At 44.6% G+C, this 17,084-nt stretch carries 14 protein-coding genes and 1 riboswitch; of the genes, 7 read left to right on the top strand and 7 right to left on the bottom strand.

Annotation, left to right across the window (positions count from 1 at the left end):
* Positions 1–299 precede the first annotated feature (299 nt).
* Positions 300–378, bottom strand: a riboswitch (cyclic di-GMP riboswitch).
* A gap of 376 nt (positions 379–754) precedes the next feature.
* The 3 genes from Q7J27_06390 to Q7J27_06380 form a co-directional block, all read right to left on the bottom strand.
* Positions 755–1,027: a hypothetical protein gene (locus tag Q7J27_06390; GenBank protein ID MDO9528774.1), complete on the bottom strand. Its 273-nt coding sequence runs from the start codon at positions 1,025–1,027 to the stop codon at positions 755–757.
* A 372-nt stretch (positions 1,028–1,399) separates the two neighbouring features.
* Positions 1,400–2,449, bottom strand: a complete 1,050-nt coding sequence (locus Q7J27_06385; GenBank protein ID MDO9528773.1) for a hypothetical protein — start codon at positions 2,447–2,449, stop codon at positions 1,400–1,402.
* A gap of 145 nt (positions 2,450–2,594) precedes the next feature.
* Positions 2,595–2,981 (bottom strand): hypothetical protein, encoded by a 387-nt coding sequence (locus Q7J27_06380; GenBank protein ID MDO9528772.1) that lies wholly within the window; start codon positions 2,979–2,981, stop codon positions 2,595–2,597.
* Between the two features lie 517 nt (positions 2,982–3,498).
* Here Q7J27_06380 and Q7J27_06375 point away from each other — a divergent pair.
* The 4 genes from Q7J27_06375 to Q7J27_06360 all read left to right on the top strand — a co-directional run bounded on the left by Q7J27_06375 (position 3,499) and on the right by Q7J27_06360 (position 7,751).
* Positions 3,499–4,353, top strand: a complete 855-nt coding sequence (locus Q7J27_06375; GenBank protein ID MDO9528771.1) for a substrate-binding domain-containing protein — start codon at positions 3,499–3,501, stop codon at positions 4,351–4,353.
* Positions 4,354–4,361: 8 nt separating this feature from the next.
* Positions 4,362–5,885: a PAS domain S-box protein gene (locus tag Q7J27_06370; GenBank protein MDO9528770.1), complete on the top strand. Its 1,524-nt coding sequence runs from the start codon at positions 4,362–4,364 to the stop codon at positions 5,883–5,885.
* Complete coding sequence (locus Q7J27_06365) at positions 5,845–5,997, top strand: hypothetical protein (GenBank protein ID MDO9528769.1); 153 nt, start codon at positions 5,845–5,847, stop codon at positions 5,995–5,997. The genes Q7J27_06370 and Q7J27_06365 overlap by 41 nt, the downstream gene beginning before the upstream one ends.
* Positions 5,998–6,470: 473 nt before the next feature.
* Positions 6,471–7,751, top strand: coding sequence for a C45 family peptidase (locus Q7J27_06360; GenBank protein MDO9528768.1), 1,281 nt, complete (start codon positions 6,471–6,473; stop codon positions 7,749–7,751).
* Between the two features lie 33 nt (positions 7,752–7,784).
* Here Q7J27_06360 and Q7J27_06355 read toward each other — a convergent pair whose 3' ends face one another.
* The 4 genes from Q7J27_06355 to Q7J27_06340 form a co-directional block, all read right to left on the bottom strand.
* Positions 7,785–8,882, bottom strand: a complete 1,098-nt coding sequence (locus Q7J27_06355; GenBank protein MDO9528767.1) for an ATP-dependent 6-phosphofructokinase — start codon at positions 8,880–8,882, stop codon at positions 7,785–7,787.
* Between the two features lie 76 nt (positions 8,883–8,958).
* Positions 8,959–10,116, bottom strand: coding sequence for an AmmeMemoRadiSam system radical SAM enzyme (amrS, locus tag Q7J27_06350; GenBank protein ID MDO9528766.1), 1,158 nt, complete (start codon positions 10,114–10,116; stop codon positions 8,959–8,961).
* Between the two features lie 15 nt (positions 10,117–10,131).
* Positions 10,132–12,279 carry a hypothetical protein gene (locus Q7J27_06345; protein MDO9528765.1) on the bottom strand — a complete coding sequence of 716 codons (2,148 nt, stop codon included), beginning with the start codon at positions 12,277–12,279 and terminating at the stop codon, positions 10,132–10,134.
* 303 nt (positions 12,280–12,582) lie between these two features.
* Complete coding sequence (locus Q7J27_06340; GenBank protein MDO9528764.1) at positions 12,583–12,972, bottom strand: DUF2784 family protein; 390 nt, start codon at positions 12,970–12,972, stop codon at positions 12,583–12,585.
* A 110-nt stretch (positions 12,973–13,082) separates the two neighbouring features.
* On the opposite strand from Q7J27_06340, the gene Q7J27_06335 reads away from it, so the two are divergent.
* The 3 genes from Q7J27_06335 to Q7J27_06325 all read left to right on the top strand — a co-directional run bounded on the left by Q7J27_06335 (position 13,083) and on the right by Q7J27_06325 (position 16,542).
* Positions 13,083–13,820: a protein-L-isoaspartate(D-aspartate) O-methyltransferase gene (locus tag Q7J27_06335; protein ID MDO9528763.1), complete on the top strand. Its 738-nt coding sequence runs from the start codon at positions 13,083–13,085 to the stop codon at positions 13,818–13,820.
* A gap of 107 nt (positions 13,821–13,927) precedes the next feature.
* Positions 13,928–16,321, top strand: a complete 2,394-nt coding sequence (locus tag Q7J27_06330; protein ID MDO9528762.1) for a hypothetical protein — start codon at positions 13,928–13,930, stop codon at positions 16,319–16,321.
* A 20-nt stretch (positions 16,322–16,341) separates the two neighbouring features.
* Positions 16,342–16,542 (top strand): hypothetical protein, encoded by a 201-nt coding sequence (locus tag Q7J27_06325; protein MDO9528761.1) that lies wholly within the window; start codon positions 16,342–16,344, stop codon positions 16,540–16,542.
* Positions 16,543–17,084 lie beyond the last annotated feature (542 nt).

Raw genomic sequence — 17,084 nt, 5'->3', positions numbered from 1 at the left:
ATATCCATGAGTCATTTTCTGGCACTACAAATGACGTTTCAGGCTACCTGCAATCGTAAGGTATTGTAATTAAACATATCATGTTTTCTTGCCTGCCAGATTTCGGCAATTTTCAGGGCGCAAATCATGAATTTGGGTTAATAATTTCATTTCGCCTCCAGGTGATATAAAATATATTGTTTATTAAGGGAATAATCACTAAAATAAGATGACATTGATAATAAAAGAAATAAGTCGTTTTGAAGGCTGGGGATATTGGACGTATAAAAAGAAGAAGTCTAAAGACGGGGGAAAAGAATTTCGGCAACCTGGCAATCACCCTTCCAGTGACCCATAGCTTTGCGTCCTACCCTCACAGATAGTTTGCCTTTATCGATTCTCAAAGAACTTGAACTGAGAAGTACTTATTATTACAAATAAATCTTCCTCAATATAATGTCAAGGTATTTTTTGAAATAGAGATTGATTCACTCAAGCCTGTATTTTGCTCATTTTAAAGGTTTTTAAAAAGAGTGGAATGGAATATCCTTTTTGTGCTGCCGCCTTATCAGCTTATTTCATAACCGATCTACTCCCAATCATTAGTACGAGCAATAGAAGTTGCAATTTGTTTTTTGGTAAAAATCTATTACCAAATCAGGGCTCAACTTTAAAACCTTAATTTGGACAAGAGTGGTTTCAAGTATTATTTCTAAAATGCTAAAAAAGACCTCCCGGTTTCGTTTTTTTAGTCAATGTTTACCATCCAATCACCCTATTCTTCTATTTCCTTAATGAAATCCGCAAGATAAGTTTTTCGTAATATCGCAAGTATCGGGGTGGGGACGCCAAGCAATATCAAAGGGTTAGCCCAGCACGGGTTAGCCCTTTTTATTTTACTGAGTGAATTTACACGTGTGTAATTCACCACCTTTTCCTGCAGATGCATTCCAAGTTCTGAACCGGTAACATAACCATCTCTATTGAGGTCGGCGTCTCCTTTTACTCCATACAGAAATACAACCTTGAATGTGGACAGGTCAGGCATCTGTTCCCCTGCCGGGCATTATGTGACATGAATATAAGGGCTTGCCAAGATTCAACTGTGCTTCTCTGGTATGCAACCAAGGTTTTTAAGACAGGTAACCAATATCGCGATTAAAACTATCAACCCAAAAATTGCACAGCTTTATTGCAAATTTTTCCAGCTATGGATCGCCTGTTTTAAATTTTCGGACCTTGATTTTTCAACCTTGTAAGCAGATACTTGAACTTTAAAAATTTGCGATGAGGTCAGGTAGTCAACACCTTTGCTTGACCGGGAGCGCATCCCGAAGGTCCGGTTTGTAGACAGGAAAATTCACTTTCCCAGTAAATGATACCCCTGAATTTCCACCCGGGTAAGTCCAGCTTCTTTAGCTCAGTGAATGGTTTCGGCGTATTCTTCACGGGTGATCCGACGGGAAATCTTCGGATACATGAAGGCATTGTAAGTCGGTGTGTATTGTGACATGATATTTATATATGTGTCCTTCGGGAGGTTTCCAGCGATCCACTCGATGACATCTTTAGTGCCGGAAACGCGGTTCGGCATGACGAGGTGACGTATCATGAGGCCGCGGTACATCAGTCCGTCATCAGCCGGTTTGGCCACACCGACCTGGCGGTGCATTTCAAGAATCGCAGTTTTTGTTATTTCCGGATAAGATGAAGCACCTGAGGAGTATTTCTCTGCCATAGATTCCTTGGAATACTTAAAGTCGGGAAGGTAAATGTCAATGATACCGTCCAGCTCTTTGAGGACATCCAAACGCTCCCAGCCACACGTATTGTAAACCAACGGAAGTCTCAGTCCCATGCCAGCCGCTTTATCAACAGCGAGGAGAATGTGTGCTGAATAGTGTGTGGGGGTAACGAGATTAATATTGTGGCATCCCCTTTCTTGGAGAGCGAGCATCATGCGAGCCAGAGCATCGATGCTTTCTACTTTTCCCCGCCCCCCTTGGCTGATCTTCCAGTTGATACAGAAAACGCAGCGAAGCGAGCAGTTCGCGAAGAAAACGGTCCCGGAACCACCTGTTCCCACGAGGGGCCTTTCCTCGCCGAAATGCGGCTGATACGAAGAGATCTGAAGTTGCGAGGTGGATTTGCAGAGACCCCTCTCACCTTCGAGGCGTTTTGCCCCGCACTCCCTGGGGCAGAGATCGCAGGTCTCCATTCTGCTCCACAGCTCTTGTCCGCGCTTGTTCAGTTCACCCGTTTTGTGAAGCGCCACATAGGCCGGCACAAAATTGGCGCTAATTCTTGCTTTCGCCCCGACTGAGGACATTCTTTCATCAGAATTCTCGTTTGCCCTCTCCTCACGTTTGCACCCTAAGAGATGGTAAAGAATCGGATAACCGCACCCTGCAACGGCCAAGTACAGGCAGTTTTCAAGAAATCTTCTTCGTGATCCACCATCTACCGACATGATAGTTTCCTCCTGTACATAAAGGAAATATATACTAAAACAGCGAGGAAATCAAAATCGAAAAGAACAATGAACTCCGGCGTGACAGAGTTTTAAACCCCTTGATTAAATGAAAATCCATAAATCTTTGATTTGATGGCATTGATCAATGTATTAAGCGAGACTGTCCACCACCCTTTACAAACTGGTATTCTTTTACCAGTGTTTCAACAAAAATTATCTTTTCCTTATCTTTCAGGCCGACACGTTCCTCAATTGTCTCCTTGAAGTTTGTTATAACACCGCGAGCCATGCTTAGCTGGTAATTTTCAAACTGTTTCCGTTTTTCCTCTTCAATTTTCTTGATACGTTCTTCGAACCCCTCCATTTGTTGTTTTATCTTTTTTACTCCCTCGATCTGGCCAACCTTTTCCCTGGCATAAATCTCTAAGCTTTCTTCAAGCCGCTGCTTTATAAGTTCAGGATTGTCCACAAAGCGTTTTGCCTGTTCGAATGATTCTAATGTATTCTTACAGTCGCGGATTCGCCTCAATGATCGTCTGCACCTTGTCAACTAACCGCTAACGAACTACCAGTCACTTACCTTTTTGTTACGTACTAAGCAGCTCTCCTAAACTGTAAAATTGACGACGATGTTACGATATTGGTTCCCTGTACGCAATTTATGGGATGGATTTATCCCGTTTCCTTATTTATTTATGTCTTCCTGAAGTCAGTAAAACTTCGCCCTTAAAGAAAATACTTGATTTGAACCAGAAATAAATGATGTTGATTTCTCAGCGATCATGATAAGGTATAATCGCACTGGATATTTTATTTACACCAGAGGTGAAAATTTTTGTATGGAGCAGGCGGGTGCGTTGAAGTTTGGGTTCCTTCTTGTGATCCACAATAAGTTGAAACCCGATGATAGTAATTATGACAAATGATAATCAGTGTCTTGTGTCTTCTTTGATGGCTTTTCCGGTTATTTTTATACCGCAACCACGATTGGTGTATTACCGTCCGCGAATAACAAATCTTCAATATCTTCGGAAAGGGAGCAATCGATGAAACTCTACCTGCGATATCAAATCCTTATCTTCGCCATCCCTCTGTTTGTAGTATCTTTTTTTACAGGCGCCGCTTCCGCGAGTTCCAAGGAAACCCTGATTATTACCGGTACAGGATCGAGCATAGGCACAATGCAACTGATGGCGAAGGGTTTTCAGAAGAAGTACCCCAATGTAAACGTCGATGTACTACCCAGTATCGGCAGCTCAGGAGGCATCAAAGCGGTAAGGAAAGGGAAGATTGATATAGGGCTGTCTAACCGTCTCCTCAGGCCGGAAGAACGGAGTACGGAAATCATCGAAGAGCCCTATGGTCGCACTGCCTTTATCTTCGGGGTGCGGGATTCAAACCCAGCCAAAGGTTTCACGCTTGCGGAAATAGAAGAAATATATGCAGTAAAGCGCAAGAACTGGCCCGATGGAACGCCTATCAGGCTTATCCTTCGTCCCGTGGGTGACACTTTTTCAGTCTGTCTGGCGAGCATCAATCCCGGTTTAAAGTCGGCGTCTAAGAAGGCTCACTCCATTCCCGGCGTATTTGTCGGTAACACTGACCAGGAAGCGGCCGTGCAAATCGAGAAGACGCCCGGTTCATTAGGTACAACCAGTAGCTCTGTAGTAGCAGCAGAGAAACGAAAGATTAAGGCCCTCTCCGTCGATGGGGTAGCCCCCACGCTCTCCAATGTCTCCGCCGGCAAATATCCCTACGCAATGACATTGTCTTTGATCTACAAAAGGGATAAATGCAGGGGTGCAGTTAAAGACTTTATAGAATTCGTTTTTTCCAGGGACGGTCAAAAGATTCTCTCTGATAACGGTCATGTGATTTTACAGCGGATAACCGGAAAGTGATGTGACTTATGTCTTTTAGTTCCCAACGTGGCCAATCGCAATCGAAAGAATCAATAACGAAGATTATGAGCATCCTGGGCGCTTTTGCTGCTTGTGTTATTGCCATTGTAGGACCCGGTGTGTATTACGCTATTTCAATAAACACTGCGCAAAAGGCTCTTACGACAGAAGCTGCCTTTCTTGCAAAATCCATCGAAAAAAATATCCATGCCAGCCCGGATTTGTGGGAGTTCGAGAGCGTAGGGTTGAAGCATTTTGTCTCGCTACCTTCAATCCATGGAATCGATCATGAACTGGAAATTCGTAACACGGCCGGGGAAATTGTCGAAAAAACTGATCTTACAGTATCACGTCCAATAATTTCTACTTCAGCGACATTTTTTGACTCAGGACGACTTGCCGGTTCGATTGTAGTAAGACATTCCATTCGAACACAAATAATCACCACAGCTCTAATAGGAATTCTCAGTTCGCTATTCGGCTGCCTATTGTATTTTATTTTCCGCACCTATCCGATCAGAAAGCTTGAGAGCACCTTGATTGATTTGCAACGGGCACGCGATGAGCTGGAACAGCGTGTAGCGGATCGTACGGAAGAGTTGATGCTGGTTAATAAGGAGTTACGAGCAGAGATCACCGAGCGCAAGCGGGTGGAGAAGGCGCTGCAGGAGGGTCAACAACGACAGAAAGCCATCCTTGATAATATTCCTGATATTGCCTGGCTAAAGGATAAAGAAAGTCGGTTTGTTTCTGTAAACGAACCTTTTGGAAAATCATGCGGTTTTAAGCCAGAGGATTTAGTTGGCAAAACGGATTTAGATATATGGCCGGGGGATTTAGCTGAAAGGTATAGAACAGATGACAAAGAAGTCATGGAATCCGGCAAGCGTAAACAGGTTGAAGAGCCATTGACAGACGACGAAGGCAGATCTTTGTGGATAGAAACAATAAAAACGCCGATATATGATGAGCAGGGAAATGTCGTAGGGACTGCAGGAATCGCCCGCGATATCACCAAGCGCAAGCAGGCCGAAGAAGAGCTTAAACAGACCATGGAAAGTCTCAGAAATGCCCTTGGCACAACTATTCAGGTCATGGTATCGGTTGTGGAAGCAAGAGATCCCTATACGGCCGGTCACCAGGTTCGGTCTGCGGATCTGGCCCGTGCCATCGCCACGGAGATGGGATTACCCCAGGAGAAAATCGATGGAATCCGGATGACAGGTTCCATCCATGACATCGGGAAACTGTGCATCCCCTCAGAGATATTGTCTAAACCAGTAAAACTGTCGGAGATTGAGTTTTCCCTGATTAAAGAGCACTCCCGGAGTGGATATGAGATTCTGAAGGATGTGGAATCCCCCTGGCCCCTGGCAGAGATTGTCTACCAGCACCATGAACGGATGGATGGTTCAGGCTATCCAAGAAATCTGAAGGGGGATGAGATTTATGGAGGCCCGCATCATGGGTGTGGCCGACGTGGTGGAAGCCATGTCCTCACACAGGCCCTATCGTCCCGGCTTGGGCATTGATGCGGCTCTGGAAGAAATCGAGAAGAATAGAGGAGCCCTTTACGACGCGGATGTCGTAGATGCGTGCCTGAGATTATTTCGGGAAAAAGGTTTTCAACTTAAAGATCACTGATTTTAAATGGTAATCCTCACCGCAATTCTGAACCAAAAGTTACGTATAGGCAGGTGAAAGCAATAATAATTTTTTTCATTGAACTAAATTTGATGTATTCGTAAAAAGTCAGTTTTTGTCACCCTGAATTTATTTCAGGGTCTCTAACTTGCTGAAATAATTAGATGCTGAAACAAGTTCAGCATGACAAATGGTGCAGTTTATGCCTTTTTACGAGACTGTCAAATTTAGATAGCTATGACATACCTTGACCAATACCATCAAATCCAAAAGCTCACACAGCGTTATTGTATCCAAACTTCCCTGTCATTTTTTAAAGTTAATGACCGCAAGATATGGCAGGGTGACGCTTTTCGATGTTTCAGAACTTTTCATTGTTCAATCTCTTATCTTTATTTGAAAATCCTGTTAATACTGTTAATATTGCAGCAAATGAACTTTATGTTTAAATCCGGCATAACAGGAGGAGGAACATGAAAAAGTATATATTAATATCCGTAATACTCTTGACAATTATAGCTTCTGCTGTGCAGGCCGGCACTATTGTAACCAATAAAGTAATACTTCCAAAGGAGCCGGGAACTTACATGGAAGTTCGGCATATTGTCCTGCGTGGGACCAACGAGGAAATCGGAAAGGCCCTCGGTGACATCGCCCAGGAATGGCTCGGTGTCAAGCTTGTCCGTTATGCCGCACCGTTTTATGCCAAAGCCCGCCAGGTGTATCTGGAAAAGAACTACCCCATTCTGCTGGATCGGATGAAAGGCGTGGCAAAATCGTATAACCTCTCCCCAACAGATGACTCGTATGTTCCGAGCTATCTGATTTATGATCTGGCCCCTTTATCCTGCTCGGCAATTTACTTCCCGGCAAGTTCCACAACCAATGGACACATCCTCCTGGCCCACAATATGGATTTCTATATAACGACACTGAGAGTGATGTTCGGGATGAAGCCTGTCGAAGGAGAGCACAATCTTTTTTCGAGAAATTTTATCATGGAACTTTACCCGGACAAGGGGTATCCATCACTCGTTGTTGGCGCTCTCGACTTGATGAATGGCTTTCAAAGCGGGATGAATTCCGAAGGTCTGATTGTGGCGATGCTGGCAGATAATGATGCTCCTGCAAACAAAACCCCTTCTCCGCTCGGGGATAACACAGGCGGGTTAAACATATTACAGATGGCACGACTTATTCTGGACACCTGTGCTACGGTTGAAGAAGCCAGGATTGCGATTCTCAATAATAAACTAACCCTGGGGTTTGAACCTGCTCACCTCTTGATCGGCGATCGTTCCGGCAAATCTTTTATTTATGAAACATCTTCCAGGGATTTTACCGATCATTTTACCGGCAACAACGGTAAACCGCAGATAATGACAAATCATTCAGTTCACCTTTACCGGGACGTTAACAAATTTCCATCTTACTCTCCGAGGGCAACGTACAATAGTTTCTACCGGTATCGCACTCTCCACGATTTCCTGCAAAAGCACCGGGGAAAGATCTCTCCGGATGATGCGAGGAGGGCTTTGGGTATGGTGTACGCTCATACTGTTGACGCCGATGAGGGCGCCGCATTCCCGATTCCCTGCCGGACACTCTGCCCCATGGTGTATGACATCGACGAACACTCTCTTGAAGTGAAATTCTACCTGAAGGATGGGCCAATCGATCCAAAAACCGGTGATCCCACGCTGATTTTTTCCAGGCCATTTAAGTTTAAGCTTAAAGTGGATAAAAAATTGTAGCAGACTTAGGGATAAATTAAATAATTCAGCAACCTACAATATAGCTCTCCGCCCGTTGTATCTTTTGACGTCGTAATATTTGTCGATATCAACAAGTTTTAATTCGTCGATAACCTCCTTGAGTGAAACAGAGGTGATCTCTCCATGGAGGAGGCTCACCATACGGCCAAAATCCTCATGTAAAACCATGTCAATAGCGGCGACCCCAAACCGTCTCGCCATCAGGCGATCATAGGCTGATGGAGTGCCACCCCTCTGCAGGTGGCTCAGAATCACATAACGTGATTCAAGTCCTGTCTTTTTTTCTATCTCCTCCGATACATATCTGGCAATTCCACCAAGGGAACGGTGTCCAAAGTCATCAAATTTTTCATCTTTATAAAATTCTTCCATGTCCGCCGGTTTTGCCCCTTCAGCGACAACAAGAATACTGTACTGTATCTCCCGTCCTTCACGCTCCCGGAGAAGTTGGCATATACGATTCATGTCGAAAGGATATTCGGGAATCAAAATCATGTATGCGCCGCTGCATTCACCTCCATGAAGGGCAAGCCAGCCGGCATGCCGCCCCATCGTCTCCACAACAAAAATCCGTCCATGGGAACCTGCCGTGGTACGCAGCCTGTCAATTTCCTCCATGATAACGTTCACAGCCGTATCAAAACCGAGAGAATAATCTGTCGCCGACAGGTCATTGTCGATAGTTTTAGGAATTCCAACCGTTTTAATCCCTCGTTTGTGTAAAATATGGGCAACCCCCAGGGTATCCTCGCCCCCAATCGCCACGATGACATCAATCCCGAGCTTCCTGACATTTTCGAGCAGTTTTTCTGACCGGTCGTTTTTCGGGTTGAAGGGATTTGTTCGCGATGCTCCAAGGTTTGTTCCGCCAAAGCGGTCCCATGTCCTGACGACCTCTTCGTCTAAATGTTTCAGGTGACGGGCACAGCTTTCCGGATTATCGGGGTCAACCTCTACTAACCCCTTCCAACCATTCATTATACCGACAACTTCAAACTTTACAGAACGTTTCTCTTCAAGTTGGGGATCGAGGGCTGTTTTTGTAACCCATTTGATCGCCCCGTTCAAACCGGGACAGTCTCCTCCACCTGTCAGTACTGCTATTTTCATCGGCATAACCCTCCATTTATTTAATATTATTAATATCTCAATGTCAGTCGGACGGTCAAGAAATTTTACCAATCACCTATTCCCAGACACCTGCAATCGTCTGCCGGCAAAAGGCACATCTGCCATCTACGATCCTGTTTTCCTCAATCTGATATCCGAGACGTTCTATAATCCTCTTTTTGCAGGAGGGGCAGTATGTATGATTCGAGTCCGCCTGAGGTATATTCCCCACATAAACATAGTGAATCCCCATTTTCATGGCCGTTTCCCTCGCGTTTTCCAGAAACGGTATGGAAGTAGGAGGAAGATGTGTCAGCTTGTACCGAGGGAAGAAACGTGAAAAATGGAGAGGATAGTCGGGACCAAGATTTTCCAGTATCCATTCGCACATCCGCTTTATCATCTCCATGTTATCTGAATATGTCGGTACGATCAGGGCAGTTATTTCAAACCAGACACCTCTTTCCTTCAGTATCGTGACAGTCCTCAAAACCGGTTTCAACCGGCCGGCATTCAGGCGTGAATAGATCTCCTCGGAAAAATTCTTGATATCAATATTTGCACCATCCAGTGTCCTGCAAAGCTCCAGGAGCGGGGGCTTGTTGATATAACCATTTGAAACCCAGACATTTTTGATGCCCGCTTCACGTGCCAGCCTGGATGTATCCAGCATGTATTCATAAAAAGTCGTTGCCTCAGAATATGTATAGGCGATACTCCCGCAATCATTCTTTCGGGCATTTTCCACAACAGCGTCAGGAAACATTTCCACAAATCTGACATCCTCAGGCTTAACCTGAGATATCTCCCAGTTTTGGCAGTTAAGGCATCGAAAGCTGCATCCTGTTGTGGCTATGGAAAACGTCCTTGACGAAGGGAAAAAATGATACAGAGGTTTTTTTTCAATAGGATCAATATGTACCGCGCAGGGATTGCCATAAACCAGCGTGTATAGCTTTCCATCCTTGTTGACGTGGGATTGGCACTTGCTCCGGGCATTCGGCTCCAGGAAACATTGATTCGGGCAGGTGAGACACTGAACGTTTTCGCCCCTTTCCACTTTGAAGTACACCTCTTTCGACCACTTCCAGAGTTTATCCGGGGCATCGTTTCGAGTGATTTTCTTCTCATTCTTTTCGGAGGGCAAAACCCACCGCGCAAAGACATCCGTTGAAGATAAGGACAGCGTACAGACAATACCTGTTTTAATCAGCTCTCTTCGCGTAAAATACATTTCTTCTCCATTTTTTCATACAGCGGTCCTTCCCCGAACGAGCAGCCCGAAGATGATGAGTATCTTAAATACTATCAGAAACAGACAAGTATAGTAAATTCCAAAAACAGGGATAACGAAAAGACAGACAAGGAGCGCACCCAGGCTTGCCCCTAATAGATCGGCAGCATAAAGAGAACCGGCTGTCTCCCAGGGAGAGGAAAAGAGAATTTTCCCGGCGATGGGAAATTCAAATCCTGTCAATGCACCGATGAGAACGGTCAGAAGAGCAAAGGAAATACCACCGAGCAGAGCTCGCCCCCAGAAGAGCATTATCATAAATAAAATAATGTAGACTACAATCGCTATCTCAACCTCCAGAATCGACCTCGTCTTGATTACATAACGCCCTGAAATCATTCTGTTTGCCATAAAGCTTCCTACCGCAAGTCCTAACATGAATGAAGCGACGATCATGCCTATTCCTGTGTAAACACTGCCATGCAGAATCTGGTAACAGAGGAGAATGACTATCTCCATGGATGAAGCTGTAAAACCCGTTGAGAATATGGCCTTTCTAACGATCCCGATCCGGAAAAAATATAAAATGAAGAACAGGAATACGGCAATCAAAAGTATCCTGTAGTTTTCCTGAAACATGTTAAGCCAGATATTCATCCGGTAGAAAAATGCCGTAGGTCGCAAGTCGCGGTTCACCGGAACGCTATCAATTATGCTGCCCTCTATGAAGGATAACCTCTCCGGTGTTACTCTCCCGGCGAGGTAATTTTCATTAACGTAAACCGTTTCAATGTTTCGTGAGGAGACGAGTGACGCTATATCGGAAGAGAGGGGTGAGTCAGACGCGATGAAAATATTCCTATCCCCCGGTATAATCAGGACATGCTTGAAGACCTGTTTGAGTGTATTTTTTAAGGTAGAAAGGAAGCGTGCCTGATCATCGCTGATATAATTCTCCGCCCCTGGAGTACCGAAACAGATGACTCCCCCCGGCAGTAGCTTTGATCTGGCCTCCTTGAAAAATTCAAGTGTATAAAAACGGTTGAGCTGGAGCGATCCCGGAGGAGGAAGATCGAGGATTATGCCGTCATATTTTTTATCTGTCCTTTGAATAAACTTTCTTCCGTCATCAAGATGAAGGTGAACTGCCGATGGAAAACGGATGCCAAGGTGCTTCACGCCGGAGGATATGATCGCGGGATCAAGTTCAACATAATCGAGATTTTTGACATCATACTTCATGATCTCATCAATAACGCCGGCAACACCGCCTGAAACCAGAAGGACTGACTGAACTTTCGGGAGTTGTAATAGTGCGTAATGCACGATTTCTTCATTGGCAAAGGTATTGGGAACGGAGAAGAGGTGTCCCCCGTTTTCGAAAAAAGAGGTCTGATCATGCCCCCGGGTAACAACCAGTCTCCCGTAGGGGGATTCCCGGTGATCCACTATCGTCTGGTACGGATACAACCATTTCAGGGAGATACCGTCAAGGGGCACAAACCAGCCACTATAAATAATCGATGCCAGCCCAAAGACTCCGAGAGAGCCGTAAAGCAATCTCCGGCTGAAGCCCTGTGGCGTGAGCAACAGGAACCCTGAAAGACAGAGAAATGCGGGAAGGTACAAAGCATTGAGATTATTGCAAAAACGGACAAGGACGAAGGTAAAAAGGAGACCGCCTAAGATATCGCCAATATTATCAAAAAAATAGATTCTGCCGATACTGCGGTCATCAGAACTGTTGACGGCAAGGATACCGCAGGCAATGGTAAGTAATCCCCCGGAAAGGATACAATAAGGCACGAGAAGAATCCCCGCCCAGATGATCATGGGACCGATGCCGGGAAGCTCTCCTCTGATAAACATCTCATTTCTCAAAAAGCGGATAAGGAGAATATGAAAAATGGGAAGGAAGGCAACAAGATAAAGTGACAGGCGGAGCATAAACATCTGTGCGCGAGAAGATGATATGAATTTCGCAAGCCATGCCCCCAACCCTGTAAGTAAGAGCCAGAGAGAAAAGAGGATACCAAGGACGATCTCATTTCCTTCAAAGACATTTATAAATTCGCGAATAACAGTAATCTGGGTTATTACCGAAGATATACCAAGAGCGGTAATCGCGAAGAGGACAGGAAATGTAGTGGATTTTCGTTTCATAGGTTATCTAAACCTTATAAGCTTTCAGCCGTTGTAAAGTTCCTTTGTCATTCTGAATTCATTTCAGAATCTCGTTCAGAACCCCCCATGAGACCCTGCAATTGATCCTGAAACAAGTTCAGGACATGGTTTTCTCAGGGTGACACTAAATCTGTAGCTCCCCGCCTGCAATGTTGAGCTTGCGGGAAGCAACCGTATCGAAAAAATCTTTGAGCACGATGGATTCTGTTTTGAAAGGACAAGTTACTTTTTAATATCTTGATATAAAAGCACTATGTGATATGTTTATTTTTTTGACCATGTTCACTTTTTCTTTTTTTCCCGCTTCAACTTAATCGGCTTGAACCAGAAGGAAAGCAAAACGACCATGAAAAAAATTGCCGTGAGACAGGTGATTCTCTCAAGGGTTGCTAAGTTCTCAATATAGATTATGTTTTCTATTCTTTCTATGACAAAGGAGCCGGGATAGACAGCACCGGATATATTTTTCGATTTCAGATAGACTTCAAGATAGGTTAGTGGACAAATAGTCTGTGTAATCTGCATAATGACGGCCGCAACCAGGGCAGTCAGATGAAGCAACCTCCATCTGGACAGGTTGAAATAAAAAAACACCGGAAACCCCAGAATCACAAATACGATCCACATAAAATGGATGAAAATAACAAAATCGGCAGCAACTTTATAAAACATTTCTCACCGCTAACTGGAGAGCTTCGCAAAATGTCCATGCTGTGTCATTACGAATCCGCCTTTGGCGGATGAAGCAATCTCAAACTCATGCAAAAGATGATATCATAAAAATGAATAAATTCTGGAAAATAATATCAATATCGGCCCTGGTTTTTCTTGTCGTAGCCATCTCACCGGTAAAAGGGACGTCTAAAACCGAATTTAATGAGAGGATATTTGCGGCTATGAGAAAAGAAATGGTAGACGAACAGATTGTCAGGAGGGGTATACGTAACAGAGACGTCATTCAGGCGATGATGTCTGTTCCGCGCCATCAGTTCGTCCCCGAAAAGAGGGTTCCCATGGCCTATGATGATACACCTCTTCCGATCGGTTACGGACAGACAATCTCTCAGCCCTATGTTGTGGCATACATGACGGAAATCCTCAATCTGGATGAAGAGAGCAATGTGCTTGAGATAGGAACAGGTTCAGGCTACCAGGCAGCGATTCTCTCCTGCATTGTAAAAAAGGTGTCTACAATTGAGATAATCCCGGAGCTTGCAGAATCGGCATCGCTCAGATTGGAAAAACTCGGGTATAAGAATGTTGATGTCACATGCGGCGATGGTTATTACGGCTGGCAGGAGCACGCGCCATTCGATGCCATAATAGTAACCGCCGCGGCCGGTCATGTTCCGCCACCTCTTTTGAAACAGCTCAAAAAAGGCGGCAGGATGATCATTCCGGTTGGCGGCCGCTTTATGATTCAGAGTCTGGTTCTCGTAGAAAAGGACAATGCCGGGGAAATAACCACCCGAAACCTGATGTCAGTACGCTTTGTACCCCTTACCGGCAAGCACAAGTAACTGATACTAAAGCAAGTTCAGGATGACATCCCCTCTTTGTCATTCTGAATTTATTTCAGAATCTCGTTATAGAGAGATACTGAACCACGTTCAGGATGACATTGAACATGACACCCTACCCGTCATTAAAGAAAATCCAGGTTTCCGTACTCCTTGTCTCGGCTGCCCTCATTGCCTACGAGATTCTCCTGTTCAAGATATTTTCCATACAGTACTGGCATCACTTCGCTTACCTGATTGTCAGTATTGCCCTGCTCGGCTTTGGCTCAAGCGGAACCTTTATTTTTCTATTCAAGACAAGACTGAAAAAACACTTTTCAACGGTCTTATATCTCTTCCCTCTTCTGCTGCTTCTATCCATCTGGATTAATATTTATTTAAGTTATCTGATTGCCTTCAATCCGCTTATGATAGTCTGGCAGCCGTATGAAACATTGAATCTTATCTTCATCAGCTTAGCCATGTTTACACCTTTTTTCTTCGGTGCCGTATGCATAGGACTCAGTTTTTCAGTCTGTACCGATAATATTTACAAGATATATTTTTCCAATATGTCTGGCTCTGGAATTGGAAGCCTTCTGGTACTGCTAACTGCTTTTCACCTTGGCCCCTACGAAATTATCCTCATTATTTCCATGATAATTGTTTGCGCAACGCTTGCAGTCAGGAGCAGCCGCTTGCAGACAACAGTTTCAATAATTATACTGATTGCGATAGTCCCGCTTTTCTTCATTTTACTGCATAATAAGCCCGTTTACATGAGCAAATTCAAAGACCTGTCCATTGCCAAAAGCCAGATGGGGGCAAAAATTGAGGCGGAAACATTCGGCCCGCTCGGGCTTGTCACCGTTCTGGACAGTCCCGCATACCACTACCTGCCTGATTTGAGTCTGAACTGTCCATTTAAATTGCCGAAGCAGAAAGGCCTCTTTATAAACGGAAACTCGGCAGGCGCAATCAACGAATTCACTGGAAACCTGAAGGATATCCGCTTCATGGATTACCGTACCACATCCCTTCCCTACAAGCTCTTGAACGATCCGGCAGTGCTTATCATCGGTGGAGGCGGGGGAACAGAAATTCTGAACGCAAAGTATCACAAGGCAAGGGACATCTCCGTTGTGGAATTGAACAAAGAGATTATCCGTCTTATGCAGGGAAAATATCGCCATTTCAGCGGGGGCATCTATAATCCAGGAGAGTACCGGATCTTCGCCGAAGACGGAAGAGGGTATCTTCAAAACACGAAAAAGCGATTTGATCTGATCCAGATATGTCTTCTCGAATCGATGGAGTCGGCTTCCGCGGGTGTTTACTCACTGAATGAAAACTATCTCTTTACGACCGAAGCACTGAAAACCTGCGTTGACCGCCTCAACCCAGGAGGCATTCTCAGTATATCGAGGTGGATCAAAAATCCCCCCCGCGACTGTATAAAACTTCTAACAACGGCAATCGCTGCACTTGAGGCTGAAAATGCCTCCGAATCCATTATCATGATCAGGAGCTGGCAGACGGCAACACTCTTGATAAAAAACGGCCTCTTTAACAAGGAAGAGATTGAAACTGTTAAAAAATTCTGTAAAAGCCGCCTCTTCGATCTCTGCTACTACCCCGGAATCAAAAAAGAAGAGACCAATATCGTAAACAGAATGGATGAAAGCTACTTTTTCATTGCCGCAACGAGACTGCTCTCCGGAGAAAGAGAGCAATTTTACAACGAATACCCGTTCTATATCCGGCCCGCCACAGACGACAGGCCATTTTTCGGCCACTTCTTCAAACTGGCAGTCCTGAAGACGTATCTCGCCCCGTACGGGCGAATCTCCATACCGCTTGTAGACTGGGGATATATCCTTGTCTGGACAACACTTGGCATCCTCGTTTTACTGAGCACAATTCTTATACTGGCTCCCATCAAACTGATTGGAGGCTCACCACGCGGGAAAGCACCCGTCTTCATCTATTTCGGCTGCCTCGGTCTGGCCTATATGTTCCTGGAGATGTCGTTCCTCCAGCAATTCATCAGGTATCTTTACGATCCCGTCTTCTCGGCAAGTGTTGTCATCGGATCTTTTCTTATCTATTCGGGAATCGGAAGCCTGATCGCGGGAAGGATGGGCACAATAAAACCAAAACATGTCTTTAGTGCCATATTTTTTATTGTTTTTGTTGGAATCATTTACATGAAATTCGATCAACTGCTGGAAAATACCCTGTCGGGCTTCTCTCTGTGGATGCGTATGCTTATATGCAGTATATTAATAGCGCCCCTTGCCATACCGATGGGCATTCCTTTCCCCTCCGGCTTAAGCCGACTGGCAGAAAAAGGCGAGGATATGATTCCGTGGGCCTGGGGGATAAACGGTTTCTTCTCCGTTATCGGAGCCTCGGCGACCATTCTGATCGCCATTGAATGGGGTTTTAAATCTGTAGTCTTCACCGCCCTTATACTCTATCTACTGTCAGCAGTGATTTATCGCAAGATCGGAGGGAATTGAACGACTGAGGAGGAAATGTTATGAGAGATATGATGAGTTACAAAAGTTATTATGGCTCGGTTCATTATAGCGATGAAGATCGTGTCTTTCATGGTAAAATAGAATTTATTCGCAGTCTTGTAAGTTATGAAGGCGGTGATGTAGAAGGGCTGCGTAAGGCATTTGAAGAGGCGGTAGACGATTATTTAGAGCTCTGCGCTGAAGAAAAAAATTGTAAGTGAAGCGCTTGAAAAATATTTGTCTGCGTAATTTGGCGGTCGCCTCTTGAAATAAGAATTAGAAGCTCCCGAGAAATTCCTGCCAGATTAAAATATAATAAAGCTGTATGCAATTTTTGATTTGATGATTTCGATTACGATATGGTTGAGCTACCTTCAATCTTTGATGTGACAGCATTGATAAAGGCATATAGCAGTTATCTTAAACTGAAAAATTGGCAATGGAGTTATGATATTGATTCCCTGTATGCAATTTATGGGAATAAACGAATATAAGTCAAGAGCAGGTCTGACCTCTTGCGGCCCCACCCCATTGCAGGAGGCTGCATAAAATATGACCGGGCGGAACGCTGCTTAATCCACAAGATTTGACAATAACTCATTAAAATATTCCAAGCACTCAATTTATGAATATTTAACCAGAATACCCCGTCCTGTGGACGGGGATGAATGGTTTAAGCTTGACACTAATTATGAAATCGCGGTGGCAATAGCCATGAATTCGGCGTAATGCCCCGCCTTGTAGGCGGGGATAGTCGAATTCA

This window comes from Syntrophales bacterium (genome assembly GCA_030655775.1).
Lineage (GTDB): Bacteria > Desulfobacterota > Syntrophia > Syntrophales > JADFWA01 > JAUSPI01.
Note: the sequence above shows the minus strand (reverse complement) of the source record. Positions and strands in the feature narration are given on the sequence as shown.

Bases quoted from the DNA above. Each gene is read 5' to 3' on its own strand.
- Q7J27_06345 (MDO9528765.1), bottom strand. From the start codon at position 12,279: ATGAAACGAAAATCCACTACATTTCCTGTCCTCTTCGCGATTACCGCT.
- Q7J27_06370 (MDO9528770.1), top strand. From the start codon at position 4,362: ATGTCTTTTAGTTCCCAACGTGGCCAATCGCAATCGAAAGAATCAATA.
- Q7J27_06325 (MDO9528761.1), top strand. From the start codon at position 16,342: ATGAGAGATATGATGAGTTACAAAAGTTATTATGGCTCGGTTCATTAT.
- Q7J27_06385 (MDO9528773.1), bottom strand. From the start codon at position 2,449: ATGTCGGTAGATGGTGGATCACGAAGAAGATTTCTTGAAAACTGCCTG.
- Q7J27_06330 (MDO9528762.1), top strand. From the start codon at position 13,928: ATGACACCCTACCCGTCATTAAAGAAAATCCAGGTTTCCGTACTCCTT.
- amrS (MDO9528766.1), bottom strand. From the start codon at position 10,116: ATGTATTTTACGCGAAGAGAGCTGATTAAAACAGGTATTGTCTGTACG.
- Q7J27_06355 (MDO9528767.1), bottom strand. From the start codon at position 8,882: ATGAAAATAGCAGTACTGACAGGTGGAGGAGACTGTCCCGGTTTGAAC.
- Q7J27_06375 (MDO9528771.1), top strand. From the start codon at position 3,499: ATGAAACTCTACCTGCGATATCAAATCCTTATCTTCGCCATCCCTCTG.
- Q7J27_06340 (MDO9528764.1), bottom strand. From the start codon at position 12,972: ATGTTTTATAAAGTTGCTGCCGATTTTGTTATTTTCATCCATTTTATG.
- Q7J27_06335 (MDO9528763.1), top strand. From the start codon at position 13,083: ATGAATAAATTCTGGAAAATAATATCAATATCGGCCCTGGTTTTTCTT.
- Q7J27_06390 (MDO9528774.1), bottom strand. From the start codon at position 1,027: ATGCCTGACCTGTCCACATTCAAGGTTGTATTTCTGTATGGAGTAAAA.
- Q7J27_06365 (MDO9528769.1), top strand. From the start codon at position 5,845: ATGTCCTCACACAGGCCCTATCGTCCCGGCTTGGGCATTGATGCGGCT.
- Q7J27_06360 (MDO9528768.1), top strand. From the start codon at position 6,471: ATGAAAAAGTATATATTAATATCCGTAATACTCTTGACAATTATAGCT.